Raw genomic sequence first — 23,864 nt, forward strand, 5'->3', positions numbered from 1 at the left:
CGGTTCTATCAGCCCTCGCCGACAGGACCCTTCTTGTGCCGCGGCTTGCGGGGCGCGTCGCCCCGGTCGCCCCGGTCGCCCCGGTCGCCCCGGTCGCCCCGGTCGCCCCGGTCGCCGCGGTCGTAGCTGCGCTCGCCGTCGCGGCGAGGACGCCCCGGACGGCCGGCCGGCGGGCCGGAGTCGCGCTTGAGCTCGATCAGCTTGCCGCTGATGCGGGTCTGGCGCAGGGCCTCCCACGCCTCGGGGGCCAGCTCGGCGGGCAGTTCGACGAGGGAGAAGTCGGGGCGGATCGTGATGGCCCCGAAGTCGGCGCGGCGCAGGCCGCCCTCGTTGGCGATGGCGCCGACGATCTGCCGCGGCTCGATGCGGTGCCGCTTGCCGACCTCGATGCGGTAGAGCGCGAGCGGCGGCCCGTCGGCGCGCCGGTTCGGCCGCTCGCCGCGGGCCGGCCGGTCGCCGCGGTCGCCCCGGTCGCCGCGGTCGGCACCGCCGTCACGGTCGCGTTCGCGCGGTGCGCGCACGGGCCGCTCGTCGGCGGGGTCGAGCAGCAGTGGAGTGTCGCCCTGGGCGACGACGGCCAGCGCGGCGGCGACGTCGGCCTCGGGCACGTCGTGGTGACGGACGTAGTGGTCGACGATGTCGCGGAAGGCCGCGATGCGGTCGGTCTGGCCCAGCGCGGCGGTGATGGCGTCGTCGAAGCGGGCGAGACGGGTGGCGTTGACCTCGTCGACGCCCGGCAGCGGCATCTCGACCAGGGGCCGCTTGGTGGCCTTCTCGATCTGCTTGAGCAGGTAGCGCTCGCGCGGGGTGATGAAGGAGATGGCATCGCCGGTGCGTCCGGCCCGACCCGTGCGGCCGATGCGGTGCACGTAGGACTCGGTGTCGGTGGGGATGTCGTAGTTGACGACGTGGCTGACGCGGTCGACGTCGAGACCGCGGGCGGCGACGTCGGTGGCCACGAGGATGTCGAGCTTGCCGGCCTTGAGCTGGTTGACGGTGCGCTCGCGCTGGGCCTGGGCGACGTCGCCGTTGAGCGGCGCCGCGGAGTAGCCCCGGGCCCGCAGCTTCTCGGCGAGGGTCTCGGTCTCGTTCTTGGTGCGGACGAAGACGATCATCCCGTCGAAGTTCTCGACCTCGAGGATGCGGGTCAGCGCGTCGACCTTCTGCGGGTAGCTGACGACGAGGTAGCGCTGGGTGATGTTGGCGGCCGTGGTGCTGGTGGCCTTCACCGTGATCTCGGCGGGGTCCTCGAGGTAGCGCTGGGAGAGCCGGCGGATCTGGGCGGGCATGGTGGCCGAGAACAGCGCCACCTGCTTGGTGGCCGGGGTGTCGGCGAGGATCGTCTCGACGTCCTCGGCGAAGCCCATGTTGAGCATCTCGTCGGCCTCGTCGAGCACGAGGAAGCGCAGCTCGGAGAGGTCGAGGGTGCCCTTCTCCAGGTGGTCCATGATGCGACCCGGCGTGCCGACGACGACGTGGACGCCGCGGCGCAGCGCGGAGAGCTGGACGCCGTAGCCCTGGCCGCCGTAGACCGGCAGCACGTGGACGCCGGTGAGGTGGGCCGCGTACCGCTCGAACGCCTCGCACACCTGGAGCGCGAGCTCGCGGGTGGGGGCGAGCACGAGCGCCTGCGGGGTCTTCTGGGAGACGTCGAGCTGGTCGAGCACCGGCAGCGCGAACGCCGCGGTCTTGCCGGTGCCCGTCTGGGCCAGGCCGACGACGTCGCGGCCGGCCAGCAGGGTCGGGATGGTGGCGGCCTGGATGGCCGAGGGGGTCTCGTAGCCGACGTCGCGCAGGGCCTTCAGCACCTTGGCACCCAGGCCGAGATCGGCGAAGGTGGGCTGGGCGGGGACGTCGTCGGTGTGCTCGGAAGCGGGGATATCGGTGGTGGGGTTCTCGCCGGCGTGTCCGGCGACCGCGGGCTCTCCCGCGGGTTCAACAGGGTCAGTCACCCGACAACGGTAGTGGCCGCTCCCCCCGCCGGCCCATTCCGCAGCGGAGTCGATCCGGCCACACTGGCTCCGTGACCGATCGCGAGGAGGAGCTCTTCCATCCCGCGACCCTGGGCGAGTGGAGCGCGTGGCTCGCCGCCCACCACGATCGCGGCCTCGGCGTGTGGGTCGTCGGGTGGCGACGCACCAGCGGCCGCGAGGTGCTCGAGTACGAGGATCTCGTGCTCGAGGCGCTGTGCTGGGGCTGGGTGGACTCCCGGAGCAAGGGCCTGGACGCCGAGCGGTCGATGCTGTGGTTCGCCCCTCGCTCGCCACGCTCGACCTGGGTGCGCTCGAACCGGGACCGGATCGCCCGCCTCGAGGCCGAGGGTCGCCTGCAGCCCCCCGGTCGGGCGGCGGTGGAGGCCGCGCGGGCCAACGGCATGTGGGATCTGCTGCTCGATGCCGAGGCCGGCGTCGTCCCGCCGCGTCTGGACGCGGAACTCGACGTCGTCCCGGGCGCGCGGGCCGGGTGGGCAGCGCTGAGCGATGCCGCCCGTACCCGGTCGCTGACCGAGCTGGCCCTGGCTCGCACCGACGCCACCCGGGCCCGGCGCATCGCCACGATCGTCGAGGCCTGCGCGGCCGGACGCCGTCCGTTCTGAGCCGCCGGTCGATCCGCATCTCCTTCGAGCGGGAGGTGGAGCGCGGGTGGGGAATGGCCGCGCTTCCTCAGGGTGCAGGTGGAGGAGCCGATCAGGAATCCATCAATTTCCTGCGGGTCCAGTGGAGCCGTGCTACCTTTGGTGAACGGAACATGAACAGGAGGTGTCTCATGAGGTCCCAGAAGATGACCGGTGAGATCGTCCAGGTGTGGATCAGCGTCCCCGACGCCGAGGGCCGCTCCCACCTGGAGTCGCGGTGGGTGACGCCCGAGATCGCCGCCCAGTTGCACACGACCTACGCGGCCTGACCACCGAGCGGAGCAGATCCGCCCAGACCGCGCGCACAGGCCCCGTCCCGATCACCGGGACGGGGCCTGTGTGCTGTGCGCGGACCAGCCCTCACCCCCACCGGTCTGGACCGGTGCGGCGTCTGCGGGGAAGGCTCGGGAATGGATCCGACCACCGCTCCGTTACGGTGGTTGAAAGTTCTACCAACCCGACGACTTCCAGGAGCCTCCCATGGGCATCTTCAGCAAGAAGGCCGCCACCGACACCTTCGACGCCGCCACCTCGGTGCTCGACGACATCTCCGGCGACTACACCCTCGACGCCAGCCACAGCCGCCTCGGCTTCAGCGCCCGCCACGCCATGGTCACCACCGTCCGCGGCCAGTTCGGCGAGTGGAGCGGCACCGCCCACGTCGACGCCGCGAACCCCGCCGCCTCCTCGGTCTCGCTCACGATCAAGGCCGCCTCCATCGACACCGGCTCCGCCGACCGCGACGGCCACCTCGCCTCCCCCGACTTCTTCGACGCCGAGACCTACCCGGAGATCACCTTCGTCTCCACCGACGTCAGCCGCGACGGCGACGACTGGACCATCGTCGGCGACCTGACCATCAAGGGCGTCGCCAAGCCGGTCACCATCGAGTTCGAGCACACCGGCTCGGCCACCGACCCCTTCGGCAACACCCGCATCGGCTTCGAGGGCGCCAGCTCGCTCAACCGCAAGGACTGGGGCCTCACCTGGAACGCCGCGCTCGAGACCGGCGGCGTGCTCGTCTCGGAGAAGATCAAGCTCGAGTTCGACGTCTCGGCCATCAAGAGCGCCTGAGCCTCCCACCCCCTCACCAGGGGTCCCGAGGGGCCGCATCCGGATATCCGGGTGCGGCCCCTCGTGCGTGCGGGCGAGGATGCGCCGGTGATCGATCTCCCCGCCGGCTACACCGCGCGTCCCCTCGTGCCCACCGACGCGGCCGCCGTCGTCGCCGTCATGGCCGCCCAGCAGCTGCGCGACGTCGGGGAGGTCGCGATCGAGCTCGCCGACATCGAGTCCGACTGGGCCCGGCCGTCCTTCGACCTCGGCGCGCAGACCATCGGCGTCCTCAGCGGCACCGCGACAGGGGAGGTCCTCGTCGGCTACGCCGAGGTGAGCGGCTCCTCGCGCGGTGACGCCTGCGTGCACCCCGACCACGAGGGTCGCGGCATCGGCACCGCCCTCGCCGCCTGGATGCGGCGCCGCGCCCGCGAGCGCGGCGAGGAGTGGATCGGGATGCCCGTGCCCGCCGGTTCCGCCGGCGACCGGCTGCTCGCCGCGCTCGGCTACGAGGTGCGCTGGGACTCCTGGGTGCTCGCGCTGCCGGGGGACGCCGTCGTCCCGCCGCGCGACCTGCCCACCGGGTACGCCGTCCGCGAGGCGCGCCCCGAGGAGTACGAGCAATGCTGGACGGTGAAGGAGGACGCCTTCCTGGAGTGGTCGGCGCGCGAGCGCGAGTCCTACGCCGACTGGGCCGCGACCGTGCTCGGGCGCCCCGGATTCGCGCCCTGGAACCTCCGGGTGGTGCTCGACTCCGACGGATCGGTCGTCGCCATGGCGCACGTGGTGCTCGCGCCGATCACCGACGGGCTCGAGGGCTACATCGGCTCCCTGGCGACGCGCGCCGACCAGCGCGGACGCGGTCTGGCCCAGGCGCTGCTGGCCGACGCCTTCGCGACCGCGCGTGCCCACGGCGCCGTCCGCTGCGCCCTCGACACCGACTCGCGCACCGGGGCGCTCGGCCTCTACGAGAAGGTCGGCATGGTCGTCACCCAGACCTGGCGGCACCGCGGCATCCGGGTCACAGCCTGAATCCACCGGCTCCCCGCTACTGCGCGACACCATCCGGGCGCCCTGGCTTCGTTACCGCCGCTCGATGGTGCAACCAGACCGCCGTCGCGCCGGCGCCTTGCCAGGACACCCGCCTGGTGCCGCTCGCTACGCGGCGCACCGGTGGATCCAGGCTGAGGCAGCCTGGGATCAGCCGCCCTCGACGATCGTCGTGGTGACCGCCGTGACGCACGGACGCCGCGGGGTGGAGGAGAAGCCGAAGTCGGGAGGCGGGTCGACGGGCGCGAGCCCACCGAGGTCGACGCCGTCGAACCTGCCGCGGGCGGCAACGATCGAGCGGACGTCGCCGGCTCCGTAGTACTCGCGACGGCCGTTGCCCGCCGACCCGCGGGTGCGCACGCCGCGCAGCGCGACCCGGGCGACCGGATCGGTGACGGCGCAGAACCAGGGCGCCCGGGCGAGCGGCGGCGGCACGGCGCGCAGCAGGACGCCGAGCGGCGTGCGCCCGCCGAGCTCCAGATCGAGGGCGAGGGACGCCGTCCGCACCGACCAGCCGTCGCCGGGACCGGGGCCGCTGTCGGCCACCGCGACGGGCTCGATGCGCACCTCGTCGAAGGAGTAGGTGGCGGCCACGAACGCGGCGACCCGCTCGTCGGGGGCCAGCAGCACACGGTGTCCGGTGGCGGTGGCGACCATGACGTCGGCGAAGGGTCCCCACGGTCCGGCGTCCCACCGACCGACCACCAGGCGGACGCCGGAGTTGGAGCCGACGCCGGCGATCCGGCCCACGAACCGGTGCCGGACGGGCATCAGCCGGCGCTGAAGGGGAGCGCCTCGCCCTCGCAGCAGTTCGCCTTGAACTTGCACTGGGGACAGAACCAGCGGGTGGCGATCGGGTCGAACTCGTGACCGCAGGCCAGGCAGGAGAAGTACCCGGCCGCGGCCACGCCGGCGGGCCGTGAGGAGTCAGGAGCTGTCACTCCCCGAGAGTCCCACGGCCCGCCGGCGGTCGCGAGGACGCTCGCCGTCTCGTGATCACCGAGGGGAGCTCAGTGCACTGCGAACGCCTCGATTCCCCCCCACCGGCGACCGACCGCATCAGTCATGGGCTGCGGCCGGCCTTCCGGCGCGCCGGCGAGGACCGGCGCGTCTACGACGGTAGGTGCCGCGCAGCGCCCGTGGACCGCGGCGGTGTCTCAATCCGAGACACCCTCCTCGACCGGTGATACGAGGCCCCTGCCGAACGTCCCACCCGGGGGTTATCCTGACCCGCATGGGGGGTGGGGAGACCTCCGGCTCGCAGCGAGCCCGCCGACACCACGCCGCGTCGCGCACCATGTCGCACGGCGTGCCGCACCGCCTGCTCGCGTCCTGGCAGCGCAGCGAGGCCTACGGCGTCCCGCTCGAGGAGATCACCCCGGTCTTCGCCGGCACCGTCGAGGACGACTCGCTGTTCTTCCAAGCCGGACAGGAGGCCCTCGACGGGCTCCAGCGCACCCTCGTCGACGAACCGGTCAGCCTGATGCTCACCGATCCCGACGGCCTGGTGCTCACCCGGGGCAGCGGCGACCACGGGCTGCTGCGGGCCCTCGATCGGGTGCATCTCGCGCCGGGCTTCTCCTACGCCGAGCGCGAGGCCGGCACGAACGGCCTCGGGCTGGCCCTGGCCGATCGGCTGCCCACCCTCGTCCGGGCCGAGGAGCACTACGCCCTGAGCCTCGCCGGCTACACGTGCGCGGCTGCGCCGGTGCTCGATCCGCGCACCGGTCGACTGCTCGGCGCGGTCAACCTCACCACCTGGGCCGACACCCCGCCCCACCTCATGCTCGCCCTCGTGCAGGCGGCGGCCGGTTCGACGGCGTCCCTCGTGCTCGCCCGCGGCGCGGGCCACGACAGCCGGCCGATGCCGCGCGGGGAGGTCCGCCGCCTCGGCGCGCATCGGCTCGAGCCCGGCGCGGGCGCCGTCGAACCCGCTCGGCTCTCGACCTCGTGGCGCGACGCCTTCGACCTCGCCGTCCTCGCCCAGCGCTGCGGGCGGGTGGTCGCCGCGGTCGGCGAGCCCGGAGCCGGGCGCACGACCCTGCTCGCCCAGGCGCTGCGCGCTCGGCGACCCCACGGCCGCATCCTCGCCGCGAGCGCCCCGGCACCCCAGGACGCCGAGGGCTGGCTCGGCCTGTGGAGCCCCGAGCTCGGCAAGCCGCACACGGTCGTCGTGCTCCGCGACGCCGACGCCCTGCCCGCCTGGGCGGCGGAGCAGGTGCGCGACCTCGTGCAGCGTGCCCGGCGGACGGCCCGCCCCGTCGACACCGGCGGGGCCGACGGCACCACCGGGACCGACGCGACCGACGGGGCCGCGGGAGCGCCGATCGCCTTCACCTGCGAGCGCTTCGAGGACCTCCCGGCAGCGCTGCGCGATGTCGTCGACTCCGTGGTGCCGGTGCCGCCGCTGCGCGAGCGCCCCGAGGACGCCGTCGCCATCGCCGAGCAGATCGCCCTGCGGGTGCGCGGCCGCGAGGTCGGGCTGACCCCGGCGGCCAGGCGCGCGCTGGCCGACCACGGCTGGCCGGGCAACACCTCCGAGCTGGTCGCGGCGATCACCCACGCCGCGACGCGTGCCGACGTGATCGACGTCGTCCACCTGCCGCCCTCGGTGCTGGCCGCGCGTCGGCGGTTGACCCGGTTGGAGACCTTCGAGCGCGACGAGATCGTGCGGGTCATCGCGCGACCGGGCATCACGATGCGCGCGGCGTCCGACGAACTCGGGATCAGCCGCGCCACCCTCTATCGGAGGGTCGCGCAGTACGACATCCGCGTGCCACGCTGAGGCCCATGCGCACCAGCAGGCTCGAGGCCTTCAGCGACGGCGTCCTGGCGATCATCATCACGATCATGGTGCTGGAGGTGAAGATCCCGCACGGCGAGGAGTTCAGCGACCTCGGGGACTCCTTCCCGAGCCTGCTCACCTACCTGCTGAGCTTCATCTACATCGGCATCTACTGGAACAACCACCATCACCAGTTCCAGCTGGTGAAGCGGGTCGACGGCGTCGTCCTCTGGGCGAACCTGCACCTGCTCTTCTGGCTCTCCCTCGTGCCGTTCACGACGGCCTGGATGGACGAGTCCTCGCTCGCCTCGGCACCGACGGTCGTCTACGGCGTCAACCTGCTGGCCGCCGCGATCGCCTACTACGTGCTCCAGCAGGTGGTGCTGAGGGCCGACGATGCCGGGCACCTCGAGCTCGCGCTCGGCAACGACCTCAAGGGCAAGATCTCGCCGGTGCTCTACACGCTCGGCATCCTGGCGGCGTTCGTCTCGCCGGCCGTCGGGATCGCCTTCTTCGTGGCGGTCGCCCTGCTGTGGATCGTGCCCGATCGACGCCTGGAGTCCTACGTCGCCGAGCACGCGGCCGACTGAGGCCCCAGGTGACCCGCGACCTCGACGTCGTCCTCGTCGGGGCGACCGGCTTCACCGGCACCCTCGCGGCCGAGCACCTCGCCCGCGCAGCACCCACCGACCTGCGCTGGGCGCTCGCGGGCCGCAACCGGGCGAAGCTCGAGGCCGTGCGCGAGGCGCTGCCGGCGGGCGTCGCACCCGCGGAGATCGTGGTGGTCGCCAGCGACGACGACGCCGCCCTGCGGTCGCTCGCCGAGCGCAGCCGCGTGGTGATCGGCGCGGTCGGCCCCTACCTCCAGCACGGCGATCCGCTCGTCGCGGCGTGCGCGGCCGCCGGCACCGACTACGTCGACCTCACCGGAGAGCCGGAGTTCGTCGACCGCACCTACCTGCGCCACCACGCCACCGCCGTCGCGAGCGGCGCCCGGCTCGTGCATGCCTGCGGGTTCGACTCCGTGCCCCACGACCTCGGCGCGCTGTTCACCGTGCGCCAGCTCGTCGACGTCGACGGGCCAGTGCGGCTGCGCGGCGTCGTCCGGGCCGGCGGCGGGGTCTCGGGCGGCACGTTCGCCTCGCTGCTGGGCGCTGCGTCCCGGGTGAGGGAGATGCGCGCGGCCGCCCGCGAACGCGCGGCGGCCGAGCCCGCGCCGTCCGACGGACGTCGCGCCCGACAGGTCACCCTGCGTCCGGGCCGCGATCCGCTGCTGGGGCTGTGGCTGCTGCCGCTGCCGGCCATCGACCAGGCGATCATCGCCCGCAGCGCCGCGGCCCTGCCCGACTTCGGGCCCGACCTCTCCTACTCCCATGCCGCCGGGCTGCGCCGGGCTCCGGTGCTCGTCGGTGCCCTGGGCGGCATCGCGGCCACCGTCGCGGTCGCGCAGGTCGGCCCGGCACGCCGACTGCTGATGCGACGGCTGCCGCAGGGCACGGGTCCCTCGGCGGAGGTGCGGGCGGCGTCCGGCTTCACCGTCGACCTCGTCGCCGAGACCGACGCCGGCCCGTGGGTGCACTGCCGCGTCACCGGCATGGACCCCTACGACCTCTCCGGCATCGCGCTCGCCGAGAGCGCGCTGTCGTTGGCCCTCGACGACAACCCGCCCACCGCCGGCCAGGTCACCACCGCCCAGGCCATGGGCGATGCCCTCACCGCCCGGATGGAGCGGGTCGGGGTGCGGTTCGAGGTCGTCGCACGCGGCTGAAGGGGCGTCGCGAAGTCGCCGACCACCCCGCTCGTGATATCACGGCGGTACCGTGGCCATGAACCTGCGACCCACCGACGCCGAGAGCGATTGACAACCCATAGAAGCGTCTCAGGGTGGATGAGGCCGAGGCGATGATCCTCCAGGCTGCCGTGGGCCGGCTCGACGTCCCGGCGATCGCCGACTGGCTCCGCACCCACGCGAGGCCGACGTCCTGACCGGCCCCTGACCGGCCCCTGAACGCTTCAGTCCAGCTGCCCCATCACGACCGAGTCCGCATAGAACAGGGCGTATCCGTGTTCCACCGCCGGAATGACCCCGGCGTAGACGGTGGCCGGGGAGTCGAGGAATCCGTGCAGGCAGGAGGTCGGCACGGTCAGGGTCGCGGTGCGTCCGGAGGTCTCGAAGGCGGCGTCGGGACAGGAGCGGCGTGACCGCTGCCCGTTCGCACCGTAACGGACGACCTCGACGTCGCCGGATGTGCGGAACCCCCGAGCCGACAGCCGGACGTCGCCGCGCACGAAGGTCATCGTGATCGGGGCGACCGTCGAGTCTGGTCGCGGCACCGAGCGGCGTGTGCGCACGACGAGGGTGAGGGTGCCTGCGTCGGCGTCGAGGGTGGTCGTGGCGCGCCGGAGATCGGCGGCACGGGCGAAGGCCGGACGTCGGCGGGCATCGCCCGGGGTGGCCGTGACGTCGCCTAGCGGGTCGGCATGGTCGACGACCACCGGTTCGGCGGTCCGCTGCTGCGCGGACGCCGCGACGGGCACAGTCGCGACCACCAGCACGGCCGACATCAGGGCGATCGGACGACGCCGACGCACCCGTTGCTCCTGCCCGCTCCGAGAGGCCACGACGACCTCAGAAGCCGGAACTGCCGCCCCGGCCCCAGAACCCGCGGACCCACATCGAGGCGGCCTCCGCCTTGGCCTGCTCGTTGGCCGGCCGCCGCCGGTCGATGCCGCGGACGCGGTGGTGCGGGTCGGCGCGCCACCCGAGGAACAGGAGGGCGAGGACGCCGATGCCGACGATCATCCAGAACATGGTGACCTCCGAGGTCGTGTCGCTCCGCGATGGAGCCGACGCCTCAAGTGCACTCCTGCCACACCTCGGGCGTCAAGGACATCCGGACCGGAACGAGCCGGGGGAACCCCGACGCCGTCCGGACCGTTGAGGGGCATCAGACCGCGCCGACGTCCAGATGCGTGAGCGGGAACTCCCGCGTCGGCGAGGCGTCGTCGCTGTAGAAGCGCGTGTGGGTGCGCGGACGGCGCCGATGTTCGCCGAGCGTCGAGACGCCCAGGACCGCCGACTCCGCTCCGAGGAGACAGCTGAACGGCACGGTGAGGGTGACGAGCCGGCCGGCGGCGACCGTGCTCGCCGCCGGGCAGTCGACAGGGTCGGGGGTGCCGTCGCCGTCGTGGGCGTCGTCGAGCGGCAGCACGGTCGTGGTGCCGGTGCGCAGGTCGGCGAGGAGTTCGAAGGCGACCTGGTCGGGAGCGAAGCCGACGACCATGAGCGAGGCCCGCAGGCGGCGACCCAGCTCGGGCCGGCGTCCGGTCCTGGTGACCGCGACGGTCAGGAGGTCGGCGGCGCGGTCGCTGGTGAAGGTGACCGACCGCAGGTCGAGGCTGTGGCGCAGGGGGGCGTCGTCCCGGCGGGCCCGGCCGAGGTAGGAGTCGACATCGCCCTGCGCGTCGACGACGGTCTCGACGACGGCGGGGGCGGCGAGGTCGGCCGGCGACGGCTCGGCGTCGGCCGTGGCCACCGGACCGGCGGCCGGGAGTGCGAGGGCGACAGCGAGGGGGACGACGCGGAGCGCCGACCTCACATCGCTCCGCCGGGGCCGAAGTCGTTGTACCGAGCCGCGGCCTGCCCCTCGGCGATGGCCTGCTCGGCGGCCGCGTTGCGGCGGCTGACGCGAGCAGTGCCGCGCCTGCGGTCGTAGGCCCAGGCGGCGAGAGCAGCGAGCACGACGAGTGCGCCGACGACGATCCAGAACATGTGAACCCCTCCTCGGCCCGCCCGCTCGGGCGGGGCGACCAGTCAACACCGAGCCGTTCGACGGCGTCCAGAGCATGAACACCCGAACGCGCACGGCCCCGCCCGACGCGAGGTCGAGCGGGGCCGTGCGGCTGGTGCGGGGTGGATCAGCGGATGGAGGCGCCCGAGATGGTGCGGGCGATCACGAGGCGCTGGATCTCGCTGGTGCCCTCGAAGATCGTGTAGATCTTCGCGTCGCGCGACCAGCGCTCGACCGGGTACTCGCGGGTGAAGCCGTTGCCGCCGAGGATCTGCATCGCCTGGGTGGTCACCTTGACCGCGGTCTCGCCGGCGAAGAGCTTCGACATCGAGCCCTCGGCGGCGGTGAACGGCTGGCCGTTGGCGGCCATCGAGGCGGCGCGCCACACGAGCAGGCGGGCGGCGTCGATGCTGGTCTTCATGTCGGCCAGGGCGAAGGCGACGGCCTGGTTCTCGATGATCGCCTTGCCGAACTGCTCGCGGGTCTTGGCGTAGTCGAGCGCGGTCTCGTAGGCGGCGCGGGCGATGCCGACGGCCTGGGCGCCCACGGCGGGACGGGTGCGCTCGAAGGTGGCCATCGAGGCGTTGCCCGAGCTGCTCGCACCCTCGCGGGCACGGGCGAGACGCGCGTCGAGCTTCTCCTTGCCGCCGAGCAGGCAGCGGCCGGGGATGCGCACGTTGTCGAGGACGACCTCGGCGGTGTGCGAGGCGCGGATGCCGTGCTTGTGGAACTTCTGGCCCTGGGAGAGGCCCTTCGTGCCCGGCGGGATGATGAAGCTCGCCTGGCCGCGGGTGCGCAGGTCGGGGTCGACGACGGCGGTGACGACGTGGACGTTGGCGATACCGCCGTTGGTGGCCCAGGTCTTGGTGCCGTTGATGACCCACTCGTCGGTCTTCTCGTCGTAGACCGCGCGGGTGCGCATGGCGCCGACGTCGGAACCGGCGTCGGGCTCGGAGGAGCAGAAGGCGGCGACCTTGAGGTCGCCGGGCTCGCCGAACATCTGCGGCAGCCACTCCATGACCTGCTCCTCGGTGCCGTTCGAGCTCAGGCCCGCGGCGGCCAGCGAGGTGCCGGTGATGGCCAGGCCGATGCCGGCGTCACCCCAGAAGAGCTCCTCGAGGAACACCGGGATGCCGAGGCCGGTGGGGTCGAAGGCCTGGGTGGCGACGAAGTCGACGGAGTACAGGCCGATCTTGGCGGCCTCCTCCAGCACGGGCCAGGGGAACTCCTCCTTCTCGTCCCACTCGGAGGCGGCGGGGCGGACGACGTCCGCGGCGAACTGGTGCACCCAGTCCTTGAGGTCGAGGTGGTCCTGCGACAGGGTGAAGTTGGTGGGCGTCTCGGTCACGTCGATGACTGTACCCGCGGGTATAACTCCGTGTTACAACTTCGGGCGAACGTCACACCTCAGCGGTGTCCCGTGCGGGTGAACATCAGCGTGGCCGCCTCGACGATCTCGGCCGGCGTCGCGTCGATAGTGCCGTCGAGCCAGGCGGTCATCAGCTCCTCGACGCCGCCGATGAACATGAGCGACTGCAGCACGGCGTCCCGCTCGGGCAGCGCCTCCTCGCCGTAGAGCAGCCGGCCCTCGTCGGCGACGATCGCGGCGAAGGCGCGGGTCATGGCGTTGCGCGGGCCGCGCAGCTCGGGCCAGGACGGCGCCTCGAGGGTGACCACGCGTCCCACCCGCGGGTCGTCGGTCATGACGTGGACGAAGGCCGCGAGGGCGGCGCGCACCCGCTCGGTGGGCCCGCCCTCGGTCTCCTCGATCGCCCGCAGACCGTCGGTGCGGATGCGGTCGCCGATCTGCTCCAGGACGGCGATCAGCACCTCCTCCAGCCGGGAGAACGACTCGTAGAAGTAGCGCTCGGTGAGGCCGGCCTCGTTGCAGACCAGGGTCATGGTGATGCGCGGGCCACCCTCGCGGCCCCACACCTCCAGAGCCGCCTCGACGAGCTGCGCACGCCGGGCCGCGGCCCGCTCCTGCGCCGTCATGCCCCGGTAGCGCCCGGACTTCACCGCCATGGCACGCATCCTCGCATCGGGCCTCCTCCTCGCCTGGCTCCGACCAGGCCGCCCGGTGGGTCCGGGTCGCCGCAGGATGCATATTGACAGACGCGTCTGTCTGATTGAAGCTGGGCACGTGACCCAGACCACATCGCGCCCCGGGACGACGGCGTCCGCGGGGTCACCGACACCGTCGCGACCGCTGGCGGAGGTCCTTCCGCAGGACCGCGGGAAGCCCGTGCTCGGCCGCGCCCTGGAGTACGCGAAGGACCCGCTCGCGATGTTCCAGCGCCAGTGGGACCACTACGGCCCGGTCTCGCCGATCCTCATGCTCGGCCAGCGCTGGGTCTTCCTGCTCGGCCCCGAGGCCTGCGAAGCCGCGCTCACCAACCGCGACAAGGCCTTCGTCAACGGCCCGGCCTGGACCGAGGTCATCGGCCCCTTCTTCCAGCGCGGTCTCATGCTCCTCGACTTCGAGGAGCACCACATGCACCGCCGGATCATGCAGCAGGCCTTCACCCGCGACCGGCTCGAGGGCTACGTCGAGCGCATGCACCCGGCCATCGAGCAGGGCCTGCGCCGCTGGCGTCCGCTGCCGCGCTTCGAGGCCTACCCGGCCCTGAAGACCCTCACCCTCGACATCGCCGCCGAGATCTTCATGGGCGGCGCCGAGCACACCCCGCCCTCGGAGATGGCCGCGATCAACAAGGCGTTCATCGACTGCGTGCAGTCGGCCGCCGCCATCGTGCGCTACCCGCTGCCGGGCACCCGGTGGAAGCGCGCGATCAAGGGACGCCGCGTGCTCGAGGACTTCCTGCGCTCCTACCTGCCCGACCGGCGCGCCACCGAGACCAGCGACATGCTCAGCCAGCTGTGCCACATCGAGACCGAGGACGGCGAGCGGTTCACCGACGACGACGTCATCAACCACATGGTCTTCTTGATGATGGCCGCCCACGACACCTCGACCATCACCGTCTCCACGATGCTCGAGCTGCTGGGCAAGCACCCCGAGTGGCAGGAGCGCTGCCGTACCGAGGCGCTCGCGCTGCCCGAGCGTCCCTCGCTCGCCGAGCTCGAGAGCCTCGAGGCGATCGACTGGGTGATGAAGGAGGCGCTGCGGCTGCGCGCGCCGGTGCCGGTGATGGTGCGACGCACCATCAAGGACACCGTGGTGTGCGGAGTGGAGATCCCTGCCGACACGTTCTGCTCGGTCGGGCCCCAGTTCAGCCACGTGATGCCCGAGTACTGGACCGACCCGATGCGCTTCGACCCCGAGCGGTTCAGCCCCGAACGCCGCGAGGACAAGTCCCACCGCTACGCCTGGGAGCCGTTCGGCGGCGGAGTGCACAAGTGCCTCGGCATGCACTTCGCCGGCTCCGAGATCAAGGCCATCATGTGCCACCTGCTGCGCGGGTGGACCTGGTCGGTCGACCCGGGGTACGTCGCCCCGCTCAACAACCACTCCCTGCCGTTCCCGTCGGACGGCCAGCCCATCGACCTTCTCCGGAGGACCCGCGCATGACCCTCGACCTCACCGACAAGCTCGTCGTCATCACCGGAGCCGGGCGCGGCATCGGCCTGGCCACCGCCGCCCGCTTCGTCAACGCCGGCGCCCGGGTCGTCATCGGCGATCTCGACGACGACGTCGCCGCCAAGGCCGCGATCCAGGTCGCCAAGGGCCGCACCGGCGTGGCCGAGGGGCACGTCGTCGACGTCGCCGACCGCGACTCCTACGCCGCCTTCATCTCCTACGCCCGCTCGCTCGGGCCCATCGACGTGCTGGTCAACAACGCGGGCATCATGCCGCTCTCGGTGCTCGAGGAGCACGCCGACGCCTCGATCGACCGCACCCTCGACATCAACGTGCGCGGCGTCATCACCGGCACCAAGCTCGTCGTCCCCGACATGATCGCCCGGCGTTCGGGCCACGTCATCAACGTGGCCTCGGCCGTCGGCCGCATGGGCTACGCGGGTGCGGCGGTCTACTCCGCCAGCAAGTTCGCCGTCGTCGGGTTCACCGAGGCGATGCACAGCGAGCTGGCGCCCTACGGCGTCCACGCCTCGGTGATCCTGCCGACCGTCGTGGCCACCGAGCTGTCCTCGGGGGTGGCCTCGGCGCCGGGCATGCAGCCCTGCACTCCCGAGCAGGTGGCCGACGCGATCGTCGGGGTGGCGCGCAAGCCTCGCTTCGAGACCTGGGTGCCGAACTACGCCAAGGGCATCGGCTACGGCCTCTCGATGGTGCCGCGCCGCGGCCGCGACTGGCTGGGACGCACGACCGGCGGCGACAAGATCCTGCTCGACGTCGACAACGCCGCCCGCGCCGACTACGAGTCGCGCGCGCGCCGCTGAGCATCCCTTCTCCCGGGCGGTCGAGGGGCCCTGTCGGCTCCTCGACCGCCCGGACCAGCGCCCGGACCAGCGCCCGGACCAGCGCCCGGACCAGCGCCCGGACTCGCAGCCGGACCGCTCACTCGAGGTCGGCGTCGGCGAGGATCCCGTAGAGCCGGCGCCGGGTCTCGACGATCAGCTCCAGGGCGGCCTGCTGCTGGGCCTCCGTGCCGGTGGCCTTGACCTGCCACACCGCGCTCATCAGCCGTCCGAGCTCGGGCTTGAGGTCGGCGGTGCGGGCGTCCTCGGGGGCGTCCTCGGCGAAGGGCGCCCACACGGCGTCCAGCTGCTCGGCGTTGTCGGCGACCCAGGCGCGGCCGGCGTCGGTCAGCGCGAGGGAACGGCGGCCGCGGCCGGCGTCACCGGCGACCAGACCCTCGTCCTCGAGCTGCTGGATGGTCGGGTAGACCGACCCGGGGCTGGGGCGCCAGGCATCGCCGGAGCGTTCGGCGATGCGCTGGATCACCTGGTAGCCGTTGATCTCCGCGTTCTGCCCCTCTCCCTCGGCCTCCCGCAGGACGTCGAGGATCGCCGTGCGCACGTCGCCGCGACGGACCCGCGGCCCGCGGCCGCGCTCCCCCACGCCGAAGAAGCCGGCGAGCCAGGGCGGCGGGCCGCCGCGGTGACCGCGGCCGCCGTCCCAGGGGCCCTCGCCCCACGGGCCGCCGCCCGGTCCCCCGGGTCCGCCGCCGGGGTGGTGGCGCAGCCGGTGCTCGAGGCTGCGGTCGAAGCCGCCCTCGGCCGCCGAGCGGCGCCGTCCGCGGCGACCACCGGGGGTGCCGCCGCGCAGGCGGCCGAGCTGGTCGCCCAGCTGTCCGCCGATCTCGTGTTCGTCCCTGCTCATGGCGGGACCTCCTTCTCCTCGCTGCGAACCGGATCTCGGTTCCTATCGCGATATATCGGTAGAATAACGCGATAGTTGTGGTCTGGCAACCGTGGACGCCGGCGGTCCGGATGCCTAGGTTCGTCCCATGGCCTGGAGCGACGTCTACGAACGCTGCGTCGAGGAGATCGCCGCGGTGGCGGGCGATCTGGGGCCCGACGATCTGGGGCGCCGCGTGCTGGCCACCCCGGAGTGGACGGTGCACCAGCTGCTCGCCCACCTCGCCGGCGGAGCGCGCGACGTCGTCACCGGCCGCATGGACGACGCCCCCCAGCCCGCCTGGACCGCCCGCCACGTCGCCGAGCGAGCCGACACGTCGGCGGCCGGACTCCTCACCGAGCTCCAGGCCCAGGTGGCGCTGCTGACGCCGATGCTCCAGGACAACCCGCGCCCGGCGATCGTCTGGGACATCGCCGTGCACCTCGCCGACCTCCACGAGACCCTCGGCCTGGGCATCGCGCCGAGCGCCACCTGGGAGCCGGTGCTGGACGCCGTCCTGCCGCCGGGAGCGCGCGAGGACCTCGGCCTCGAGGACGCGGTGCCCGACTACGAGCTGTTCCGCGGTCGGTTCTCGCGCCGCTCACGGGCCCAACTGCGGTCGTGGGGCCTGCCCGGCACCGCGATCGAGACGTTCGGGGTCTTCGGGGTGCGCGAGGACGACCAGCCGGTGCCCTGAACCGCGCCCGACGTCGGCGCGCTCCACCTACCCTGGTGGCGTGAGGCGACGACGGATCATCGGGACGCTCGCCGCCCTCGGACTCGTCTGGGGTGTCGGCACGGCGCCGGCGACCCCCGGCGGCACCGACCCCCGCACCACCCGCGGCCTCTTCGTCGACCCGCTCATGCCCGGGTCGCAGGCAGCCGCCGACAACCCTCGCTACGACCGCATCGGCAAGCGGGCCCAGCCGCTGTGGATCACCGACTACTACGCGATCGACGGCGTCGCCGACGCCGTACGGCGCTACACCGAGCGCGCCGAGGAGATCGAGAAGACGCCGCTGCTCGTCCTCTACGCGATCCCCGGACGCGACTGCGGCCTCTACTCCTCCGGCGGAGAGCCCGACGCCGCCAGCTACCGCTCGTGGATCGACCAGGTGGCGCTCGGCCTCCAGGGCACCCATGCGCTGGTGGTCGTCGAGCCGGACGCCGTCCCCTTCATCGGCAACGAGCGCTGCAGCTTCGACGTCGACGAGCGGCTCTCGCTGCTGCGCTACGCCGTCCGCCAGGTCACCGACGCCGGCGGCTGGGCCTACCTCGATGCCGGCCACTCCGGCTGGCGCACCCCGGCCGACATCGCACCGCTGCTGAAGCGGGCCGGCATCGCCGACGCACGGGGCTTCAGCACCAACGTGGGCAACTTCCGGCCGACCGGTCAGGAGCAGCGGTACGCACGCGGCGTCCTGGCCGAGCTGGAGCAACGCGGCGTGCGGGGTCTCCACTACGTCGTCGACACCGGACGCAACGGTGGCGGGACGCCGGTCGACGGCGACGTCTGCAACCCGACCTGGGCCCGGATCGGGGCCCCGCCGAAGCTGCTCTTCCGCGACGCCTACGACGGGCGGCTGTGGGTGAAGAACCCGGGCGAGTCCGACGGTCAGTCCGACGACGGCACCTGCCATGGCGGTCCGCCGTCGGGGCAGTGGTGGCCGCAGGGAGCGCGACGACTGCTGAAGTGACGATCAGCCTGGATTCAGGTGGTTCCAGTCTCAGGCGTCGAGTGCCAGCGCGAGCGGGAGCACCCGCGCGGCGCCGGCGTCGTGGAGGGCGCGGGCAGCCAGGGTGAGGGTCCAGCCGGTGCCGACGCGGTCGTCGACGAGCAGCACCGACGCCTCCGGCGGCACGTCGGCCTGCAGGCGGAACCGGCGCCGCACCGCCGCCACGCGCTGGGCGGAGTTGGTGGCGCCCTGGCCCGGCCGCACCTCGGGGTCGACGATGGCGAAGCGCCCCACCAGCGGCACGTTCAGGTAGCGCGAGAGCCCGGCGGCGAGGTCGTCGACGAGGGCGCCGTGGGTCTCCGACTCGACCGCCACCACGGCCTGGACGGCGGGCCGCCAGTCGCCGAGCACCTCCACCACGGCGCGCACGAGGGGGACGGGAACGGTGGCGGGCGGTTCGGACCCGGCGGCGAAGAGGGCGCGCAGCTGCTGGCCGTAGCCGAGATCGGTGAGGCGGGCGACCACCCGGCCCTCCTCGGCGGGCGGCGCGATCTTCCCCTTGAGGTCGAGCCCCATCGCGGCGAGCCCGGTGGGCCACAGCTTGCGGGGCTCGATCGGCACCCCGGGGCGCGCCAGCCGCTCGCGGGCGGCCTCGAGCGCCTCGCCGGACACCTCGGTGCTGACGGCGTAGCCGCCGCACCGGTCGCACCGCCCGCAGTCGGCCGCCTCGGGGTCGTCGAGCTGCTCGCGCAGGTAGCGCATGCGGCACATCGGGGTGTCGAGGTAGGCGAGCATGGCCGCCTGTTCGCGCTCGCGGGCCTCCCGCACGCGCGCGTACCGCTCGGCGTCGTAGACCCAGGGGCGACCGGTGGCCTCCCACCCGCCCTTGACGCGGCGGACGGCGCCGTCGACGTCGAGCACCTTGAGCATGGTCTCCAGCCGGTTGCGGCTGAGGTCGACGCTGGTCTCCAGGGCCGCCGTGCTGAGGGGGCGGCCGGCCTCGGCCAGCGCGGCCAGGGTGTCGCGCACGAGCTCCTCCCGCGGGAAGGCCAGGGAGGCGAAGTAGGCCCAGATGTCGCGGTCCTCGGTGGCCGGCAGCAGCACCACCGAGGCCGTCTGCCCGGGCGCGAGCGCACGGCCGGCCCGGCCCACCTGCTGGTAGTACGACACCGGCGAGGACGGCGCCCCGAGGTTGACGACGAACCCGAGCGGCGCGTCGTAGCCCATGCCCAGTGCGCTGGTGGCGATGAGCGCCTTGACCCGACCGGCCGCGAGGTCGGCCTCCAGCGCCTGGCGCTCGGTGGTCTCGGTCTGCCCGGAGTAGGCGGCGACGGCGTGGCCGCGGGCGCGCAGGTAGTCGGCGACCTCGGCGGTGGCCGCGACGGTGAGGCAGTAGACGATGCCCGAGCCGGGCTGCTCGGCCAGATGATCGGCGAGCCAGGCCAGCCGCTGCTCGGCCGTCGGCAACCGGACGACGCCCAGCCGCAGCGACTCGCGGTCGAGGGTGCCGCGCAGCACCAGGACGTCGTCGCCGAGCTGCTCGGCCACGTCGGAGGTGACCCGCGCGTTCGCGGTGGCGGTGGTGGCCAGCACCGGGATGCCCTCGGGCAGGTCGTCGAGCAGGGTGCGGATGCGCCGGTAGTCGGGCCGGAAGTCGTGGCCCCAGTCGGAGATGCAGTGCGCCTCGTCGACCACCAGCAGGCCGCAGGTGGCCGCCAGCTGCGGGAGCACCTCGTCGCGGAAGCCGGGGTTGTTGAGCCGCTCGGGACTGACCAGCAGCACGTCGATCTCGCCGTCCGCCACGGCCGCCTGGATCGGCTGCCATTCCTCGATGTTGGTGGAGTTGATGGTGGCCGCCCGGATGCCGGCCCGCTCGGCCGCCTGGATCTGGTTGCGCATCAGGGCGAGCAGCGGGGAGACGATGACCGTCGGCCCGGCACCCTGCGCGCGCAGCAGGAGCGTCGCCACGAAGTACACCGCCGACTTGCCCCACCCGGTGCGCTGCACGACCAGCGCGCGACGACGGTGGACCGCGAGCTCCTCGATGGCACGCCACTGGTCGTCGCGCAGGACGGCGTCGTCGCGGCCCACGAGGGCCCGCAGGTGCGCCTCGGCCTGCGCGCGGACGCCGGTGGTGGTGCTCGCTCCCGTCACTCCCCCTTCCTAACAGCCGCGACCGACAAGCGTCGGAGCGGGTCCACAGGGTCCGCCCTCCGGAGACGTTGCTCACCTCGGGACACCGCGCCCGCGGGAACAGGTCCGAGGGCGGTCTGGACCAGTGACCGCGGGCACGGGACGCCGCCGGCGCCGTCCGTAGCCTCGAAGTACCCCCGGTCAGACCCCCGTACCGGCCCCGAGGAGAACCCGATGTCCCGCACCCGGATCGACACCCTCCGGCGCCTCGCGCCCTTCTCCGGCTGCTCCGACAAGGAGCTGCGCCGCCTCGACTCGCTGCTCGACCAGGCAGAAGTGCCGGCCGGCAAGCAGCTCACCGCCGTCGGACAGCACGGCACCCAGGCCTTCGTGATCGTCGAGGGCGCCGCCGAGGCCCGCATCGGCGAGCGTCACCTCGCGAGCTTCGGCCCCGGCGACGTGATCGGCGAGATGGCCCTGCTCGACCGCCGGGCCTCGCGCGTGGCCACCGTCGTCACGACCGCGCCCACGACCGTGCTGGTGATGGACCCGCGCTCGTTCGAGAGCGTGATGGCCCAGTTCCCCAGCGTGGCGCGGCACATCGCCACGGTGCTGGCCCAGCGGCTGCGGCTGGCCGACACCGCGCCGGCCAGCGAACTGGCCGGCTGACCCGGCTGACCCGGCTACGTGCTGACGAACGCGCCGTCCCGCAGCATCGGGACGACGACGTCGGCGTCGAGCCGCCCCGCCACCGCGACGTCGTCCGCGTAGCCCTTCGCGACGAGTTCGCGTCCGCTCGCAGACGCCGCGAGAGCACCCGGGCCGGCCGCCCGATAGGCGTCGGCCGCGGCGAGCGCCTCGGCTGAGAGCGCCACCGGCGCGGTGAGGGCCGCGAGGATCGCGCCGGCGCCCCACCAGTCCTCCTGGGCGGGGCGGAGCGACCCGTCGGGCCATCGTTCACCGCACGGCACCACCGCGACCCGGCCGCCGGCGGCCAGCACCGCGTCGACCCGCCGCGCGACCGCGGTCGCGTTGCGCAGACACCCCGCGACGACCGGCACGCCGACCTCGCCGATCGCGGCACTGATCGTGGCGCCGTTCGGCGAGGGCAGCACGAACCGGGATCCCGGGGCGGCCGCGGCACCGATCTCGGCGGGCGAGAGGCTGACCCGCGCCTGCGGCGGCGAGCCGGGGGTGCGCGCCTCCAACCGCCCGACGGCCAGGACGGCGTCCTGCTCGGCGGCGAACGCGGCGGCGCGGTCGTCCTTCCAGCGGTAGGGCCACACGGTGGCGCCGGCCGCCACCGCGACCGTGACGGTCGTGGAGAACGACAGCACGTCGACCACGACGGCGAGGTCGCGCGGACCGAGGTCGGCGACGATCGCCGCGGCTCCGACGGGACCCCACTCGCAGCGGACGGCGTACTCGCCCTGGGTGTGGGCGGGGTGGTGGGCGGGGTCGGGTCCGCCCATCACGCCCTCACCAGATGCGCACGCGCGCGTCGGGCTCGAGCCACAGCCCGTCGCCCGGCGCGGTCTCGAAGACCTCGTGGAACTCGTCGAGGTTGCGCACGATGTTCGCGCGGAACTCCGCGGGGCTGTGGGGGTCGACGGTGAGGAACTGCCGGGCCTGCTCCTCGCGGCGCTTCGTGCGCCACACGAAGCCCCAGTTCATGAACAGCCGGCGGCGGTCCTCGATGCTGGCCTGGCCGCCCTGGGAGATGACGAACGCCTTGTGGCCGATGGTCAGGCCGCCGAGATCGCCGATGTTCTCGCCCACGGTCAGGGCGCCGTTGACCTTCTCGCCGGGCAGGTTGCGCGGCTCGAAGCCGTCGTACTGCTCGATGAGCGCCTTCGACTTCACCTCGAAGGCCGACTTGTCGGACTCGGTCCACCAGTCGTTGAGGTTGCCGGCGCCGTCGTACTGGGCGCCCTGGTCGTCGAAGCCGTGGCCGATCTCGTGGCCGATGACAGCGCCGATGCCGCCGTAGTTCTCGGCCGGGTGCGCGTCGGGGCTGAAGAACGGCGGCTGCAGGATGCCCGCCGGGAAGCAGATCTCGTTGGTGCCCGGGTTGTAGTAGGCGTTGACGGTCTGCGGCAGCATGAACCACTCGTCGCGGTCGACCGGTCCACCGAGCTTGGCCAGCTGGCGGTCGGTCTCGAAGATCGAGGCCGCCATGACGTTGCCGACGAGGTCGTCGGGCCGGATCTCCAGCGCCGAGTAGTCGCGGAACCGCTCGGGGTAGCCGATCTTCGGGCGGAAGGTGTCGAGCTTGTCGTAGGCCCGCTGCTTGGTGTCCTCGCTCATCCAGTCCAGCTGGGAGATCGACTCGCGGTAGGCCGCCAGGAGGTTGGCGACCAGCTCGTCCATCATCGCCTTCGAGGACGGCGGGAAGTGGCGGGCGACGTACTCCTGGCCCACGGCCTCGCCGAGCGCGCCCTCCACGAGGGTGACGCCGCGCTTCCAGCGGGCCCGCAGCTCCGGCGTCCCGTTGAGGGTGCGGCCGTAGAAGCCGAAGTTGAGCTCGACGAGATCGTCGGTCAGGTACGGCGCCCACGAGCGCAGCACCCGACTCTCCAGCCAGTCGCGCCACTGCTCGATCGGCACCTCGTCGAGCACCGTGGAGAGGTGGCCGAAGTAGGACGGCTGCCGCACGCAGCTCTCGCCGAGCAGCGCCGCTGCGTCGAGCTTGGTGCCGCTGAGGTTGGTGGCGTAGGCGTCCCAGTCGAAGGACGGGCACAGGGCCTTGAGGTCGGCCAGCGTCGTCAGGTTGTAGGTCTTCTGGACGTCGCGGGTCTCGGCGCGCTCCCAGTGGCCGCCGGCCAGCCGGGTGTCGATGTCGACGACGGTCTGCGCGGCGCCGTCCGGGTCGGGGTGCGCGCTCTTCGTGAACAGTGCGGCGAGGTAGTCGCGGTAGGCGCCGCGGATCTCGGCGAACTTCTCCTCCCGGTAGTACGACTCGTCGGGCAGCCCGAGGCCGCCCTGGACGAGGTGGAAGAGGTAGCGGTCGGAGTTGCGGTCGTCGGTGTCGATGTAGGACCCGAACAGGCCGTGGCCGCCGATGCGCTCGAACTCGCCGAGGAACGCCGTCAGATCGCGGACGTCGCGCAGGCTGCGGGCCGCCTCGACCAGCGGCTCGATCGGCGTCAGGCCGAGGGCCGCGATCGCGTCGGTGGCCATGAAGGAGGCGAACAGGTCGCCGATCTTGCGGGCGTCGTCCGACAGGCCCGACTCACCGGCGGCGACCCGGGCGGCGAGGTCCTCGATGATGACCCGCACCTGCTCCTCGGCGACGTCGGCGAGCTGCACGAAGGGCCCCCAGCTGGAGCGGTCGGAGGGGATCTCGGTCTCCTCCAGCCACCGGCCGTTCACGTGGCCGAAGAGGTCGTCCTGGGGACGGATGTCGGGGTCCATGCCCGCCTGGGCTGCGTCCAGCATGCTCACGTCACCCGAGGCTAGTCGACGCCGCCACGAC

The 23,864-nt window shown here is 73.1% G+C and carries 25 protein-coding genes; 12 read left to right on the forward strand and 13 right to left on the reverse strand.

The genetic code is table 11. The features are described from left to right. Positions 1-8: 8 nt before the first annotated feature. The gene (locus tag ABD671_RS15650; RefSeq protein WP_344734361.1) at positions 9-1,952 is read right to left on the reverse strand and encodes a DEAD/DEAH box helicase; all 1,944 of its coding nucleotides are present in this window, start codon (positions 1,950-1,952) and stop codon (positions 9-11) included. A 71-nt stretch (positions 1,953-2,023) separates the two neighbouring features. On the opposite strand from ABD671_RS15650, the gene ABD671_RS15655 reads away from it, so the two are divergent. The 4 genes from ABD671_RS15655 (at position 2,024) to ABD671_RS15670 (ending at position 4,723) form a co-directional block, all read left to right on the forward strand. Then, the gene (locus ABD671_RS15655; protein WP_344734362.1) at positions 2,024-2,596 is read left to right on the forward strand and encodes a YdeI/OmpD-associated family protein; all 573 of its coding nucleotides are present in this window, start codon (positions 2,024-2,026) and stop codon (positions 2,594-2,596) included. A 170-nt stretch (positions 2,597-2,766) separates the two neighbouring features. After that, the gene (locus ABD671_RS15660) at positions 2,767-2,904 is read left to right on the forward strand and encodes a hypothetical protein (RefSeq protein WP_344734363.1); all 138 of its coding nucleotides are present in this window, start codon (positions 2,767-2,769) and stop codon (positions 2,902-2,904) included. A gap of 211 nt (positions 2,905-3,115) precedes the next feature. Further along, a complete protein-coding gene (locus ABD671_RS15665; RefSeq protein WP_344734364.1) occupies positions 3,116-3,709 on the forward strand; it encodes a YceI family protein in 594 nt (197 codons plus the stop codon). Between the two features lie 87 nt (positions 3,710-3,796). Beyond that, on the forward strand, positions 3,797-4,723 hold the full coding sequence (locus ABD671_RS15670; protein WP_344734365.1) for a GNAT family N-acetyltransferase: 927 nt from the start codon (positions 3,797-3,799) through the stop codon (positions 4,721-4,723). Between the two features lie 168 nt (positions 4,724-4,891). On the opposite strand, the gene ABD671_RS15675 is transcribed toward ABD671_RS15670, so the two are convergent. Next, a complete protein-coding gene (locus ABD671_RS15675; protein WP_344734366.1) occupies positions 4,892-5,512 on the reverse strand; it encodes a hypothetical protein in 621 nt (206 codons plus the stop codon). Continuing rightward, a complete protein-coding gene (locus ABD671_RS15680) occupies positions 5,512-5,682 on the reverse strand; it encodes a hypothetical protein (protein ID WP_344734367.1) in 171 nt (56 codons plus the stop codon). The genes ABD671_RS15675 and ABD671_RS15680 overlap by 1 nt, the downstream gene beginning before the upstream one ends. Before the next feature lie 293 nt (positions 5,683-5,975). Between ABD671_RS15680 and ABD671_RS15685 the strand changes: the two genes are divergently transcribed. Genes ABD671_RS15685 through ABD671_RS15695 form a run of 3 tightly spaced genes read left to right on the forward strand, consistent with a single transcriptional unit; the run spans position 5,976 to position 9,294 of the window. Further along, complete coding sequence (locus ABD671_RS15685) at positions 5,976-7,526, forward strand: AAA-type ATPase lid domain-containing protein (protein WP_344734368.1); 1,551 nt, start codon at positions 5,976-5,978, stop codon at positions 7,524-7,526. 5 nt (positions 7,527-7,531) lie between these two features. Further along, positions 7,532-8,116 carry a TMEM175 family protein gene (locus ABD671_RS15690; protein ID WP_344734369.1) on the forward strand — a complete coding sequence of 195 codons (585 nt, stop codon included), beginning with the start codon at positions 7,532-7,534 and terminating at the stop codon, positions 8,114-8,116. An 8-nt stretch (positions 8,117-8,124) separates the two neighbouring features. After that, complete coding sequence (locus ABD671_RS15695; RefSeq protein ID WP_344734370.1) at positions 8,125-9,294, forward strand: saccharopine dehydrogenase family protein; 1,170 nt, start codon at positions 8,125-8,127, stop codon at positions 9,292-9,294. Positions 9,295-9,539: 245 nt separating this feature from the next. Here ABD671_RS15695 and ABD671_RS15700 read toward each other — a convergent pair whose 3' ends face one another. From ABD671_RS15700 to ABD671_RS15725, 6 genes are all read right to left on the reverse strand, one after another. Beyond that, positions 9,540-10,118 carry a hypothetical protein gene (locus ABD671_RS15700; protein WP_344734371.1) on the reverse strand — a complete coding sequence of 193 codons (579 nt, stop codon included), beginning with the start codon at positions 10,116-10,118 and terminating at the stop codon, positions 9,540-9,542. A 37-nt stretch (positions 10,119-10,155) separates the two neighbouring features. Beyond that, positions 10,156-10,329 (reverse strand): hypothetical protein, encoded by a 174-nt coding sequence (locus tag ABD671_RS15705; RefSeq protein ID WP_344734372.1) that lies wholly within the window; start codon positions 10,327-10,329, stop codon positions 10,156-10,158. Positions 10,330-10,474: 145 nt separating this feature from the next. Further along, complete coding sequence (locus ABD671_RS15710; RefSeq protein WP_344734373.1) at positions 10,475-11,125, reverse strand: hypothetical protein; 651 nt, start codon at positions 11,123-11,125, stop codon at positions 10,475-10,477. Beyond that, complete coding sequence (locus ABD671_RS15715; RefSeq protein WP_344734374.1) at positions 11,122-11,298, reverse strand: hypothetical protein; 177 nt, start codon at positions 11,296-11,298, stop codon at positions 11,122-11,124. Before ABD671_RS15715 ends, ABD671_RS15710 begins: the two co-directional genes overlap by 4 nt. Before the next feature lie 146 nt (positions 11,299-11,444). Further along, entirely contained in the window at positions 11,445-12,665 is a 1,221-nt protein-coding gene (locus ABD671_RS15720; protein ID WP_344734375.1) for an acyl-CoA dehydrogenase family protein, read from the reverse strand. A 59-nt stretch (positions 12,666-12,724) separates the two neighbouring features. Beyond that, positions 12,725-13,342 carry a TetR/AcrR family transcriptional regulator gene (locus tag ABD671_RS15725; RefSeq protein WP_344734376.1) on the reverse strand — a complete coding sequence of 206 codons (618 nt, stop codon included), beginning with the start codon at positions 13,340-13,342 and terminating at the stop codon, positions 12,725-12,727. A gap of 118 nt (positions 13,343-13,460) precedes the next feature. Between ABD671_RS15725 and ABD671_RS15730 the strand changes: the two genes are divergently transcribed. Together ABD671_RS15730 and ABD671_RS15735 are read left to right on the forward strand one after the other, a co-directional pair. Further along, complete coding sequence (locus tag ABD671_RS15730; RefSeq protein WP_344734377.1) at positions 13,461-14,849, forward strand: cytochrome P450; 1,389 nt, start codon at positions 13,461-13,463, stop codon at positions 14,847-14,849. Further along, positions 14,846-15,679: an SDR family oxidoreductase gene (locus ABD671_RS15735; RefSeq protein WP_344734378.1), complete on the forward strand. Its 834-nt coding sequence runs from the start codon at positions 14,846-14,848 to the stop codon at positions 15,677-15,679. Before ABD671_RS15730 ends, ABD671_RS15735 begins: the two co-directional genes overlap by 4 nt. Before the next feature lie 118 nt (positions 15,680-15,797). On the opposite strand, the gene ABD671_RS15740 is transcribed toward ABD671_RS15735, so the two are convergent. Further along, positions 15,798-16,562, reverse strand: coding sequence for a PadR family transcriptional regulator (locus ABD671_RS15740; protein WP_344734379.1), 765 nt, complete (start codon positions 16,560-16,562; stop codon positions 15,798-15,800). A 127-nt stretch (positions 16,563-16,689) separates the two neighbouring features. Between ABD671_RS15740 and ABD671_RS15745 the strand changes: the two genes are divergently transcribed. Together ABD671_RS15745 and ABD671_RS15750 are read left to right on the forward strand one after the other, a co-directional pair. Then, entirely contained in the window at positions 16,690-17,277 is a 588-nt protein-coding gene (locus tag ABD671_RS15745; protein WP_344734380.1) for a maleylpyruvate isomerase N-terminal domain-containing protein, read from the forward strand. Positions 17,278-17,317: 40 nt separating this feature from the next. Next, positions 17,318-18,277: a glycoside hydrolase family 6 protein gene (locus tag ABD671_RS15750; RefSeq protein WP_344734381.1), complete on the forward strand. Its 960-nt coding sequence runs from the start codon at positions 17,318-17,320 to the stop codon at positions 18,275-18,277. 30 nt (positions 18,278-18,307) lie between these two features. Here ABD671_RS15750 and ABD671_RS15755 read toward each other — a convergent pair whose 3' ends face one another. Further along, the gene (locus ABD671_RS15755) at positions 18,308-20,410 is read right to left on the reverse strand and encodes a RecQ family ATP-dependent DNA helicase (RefSeq protein ID WP_344734382.1); all 2,103 of its coding nucleotides are present in this window, start codon (positions 20,408-20,410) and stop codon (positions 18,308-18,310) included. Positions 20,411-20,623: 213 nt separating this feature from the next. On the opposite strand from ABD671_RS15755, the gene ABD671_RS15760 reads away from it, so the two are divergent. Continuing rightward, the gene (locus ABD671_RS15760; RefSeq protein WP_344734383.1) at positions 20,624-21,058 is read left to right on the forward strand and encodes a cyclic nucleotide-binding domain-containing protein; all 435 of its coding nucleotides are present in this window, start codon (positions 20,624-20,626) and stop codon (positions 21,056-21,058) included. 14 nt (positions 21,059-21,072) lie between these two features. On the opposite strand, the gene ABD671_RS15765 is transcribed toward ABD671_RS15760, so the two are convergent. Continuing rightward, a complete protein-coding gene (locus ABD671_RS15765; RefSeq protein WP_344734384.1) occupies positions 21,073-21,861 on the reverse strand; it encodes a 2-phosphosulfolactate phosphatase in 789 nt (262 codons plus the stop codon). Positions 21,862-21,868: 7 nt separating this feature from the next. Continuing rightward, positions 21,869-23,827 (reverse strand): M13 family metallopeptidase, encoded by a 1,959-nt coding sequence (locus ABD671_RS15770; protein ID WP_344734504.1) that lies wholly within the window; start codon positions 23,825-23,827, stop codon positions 21,869-21,871. Positions 23,828-23,864: the final 37 nt, after the last annotated feature.

The organism is Nocardioides fonticola, assembly GCF_039536805.1.
Taxonomy (GTDB): domain Bacteria; phylum Actinomycetota; class Actinomycetes; order Propionibacteriales; family Nocardioidaceae; genus Nocardioides; species Nocardioides fonticola.

Coding starts and splice junctions, on each gene's coding strand:
- ABD671_RS15770 (WP_344734504.1), bottom strand. CDS start 23,827: ATGCTGGACGCAGCCCAGGCGGGCATGGACCCCGACATCCGTCCCCAG.
- ABD671_RS15715 (WP_344734374.1), bottom strand. CDS start 11,298: ATGTTCTGGATCGTCGTCGGCGCACTCGTCGTGCTCGCTGCTCTCGCC.
- ABD671_RS15705 (WP_344734372.1), bottom strand. CDS start 10,329: ATGATCGTCGGCATCGGCGTCCTCGCCCTCCTGTTCCTCGGGTGGCGC.
- ABD671_RS15735 (WP_344734378.1), top strand. CDS start 14,846: ATGACCCTCGACCTCACCGACAAGCTCGTCGTCATCACCGGAGCCGGG.
- ABD671_RS15725 (WP_344734376.1), bottom strand. CDS start 13,342: ATGGCGGTGAAGTCCGGGCGCTACCGGGGCATGACGGCGCAGGAGCGG.
- ABD671_RS15690 (WP_344734369.1), top strand. CDS start 7,532: ATGCGCACCAGCAGGCTCGAGGCCTTCAGCGACGGCGTCCTGGCGATC.
- ABD671_RS15740 (WP_344734379.1), bottom strand. CDS start 16,562: ATGAGCAGGGACGAACACGAGATCGGCGGACAGCTGGGCGACCAGCTC.
- ABD671_RS15665 (WP_344734364.1), top strand. CDS start 3,116: ATGGGCATCTTCAGCAAGAAGGCCGCCACCGACACCTTCGACGCCGCC.
- ABD671_RS15765 (WP_344734384.1), bottom strand. CDS start 21,861: ATGGGCGGACCCGACCCCGCCCACCACCCCGCCCACACCCAGGGCGAG.
- ABD671_RS15660 (WP_344734363.1), top strand. CDS start 2,767: ATGAGGTCCCAGAAGATGACCGGTGAGATCGTCCAGGTGTGGATCAGC.
- ABD671_RS15675 (WP_344734366.1), bottom strand. CDS start 5,512: ATGCCCGTCCGGCACCGGTTCGTGGGCCGGATCGCCGGCGTCGGCTCC.
- ABD671_RS15760 (WP_344734383.1), top strand. CDS start 20,624: ATGTCCCGCACCCGGATCGACACCCTCCGGCGCCTCGCGCCCTTCTCC.
- ABD671_RS15745 (WP_344734380.1), top strand. CDS start 16,690: ATGGCCTGGAGCGACGTCTACGAACGCTGCGTCGAGGAGATCGCCGCG.
- ABD671_RS15685 (WP_344734368.1), top strand. CDS start 5,976: ATGGGGGGTGGGGAGACCTCCGGCTCGCAGCGAGCCCGCCGACACCAC.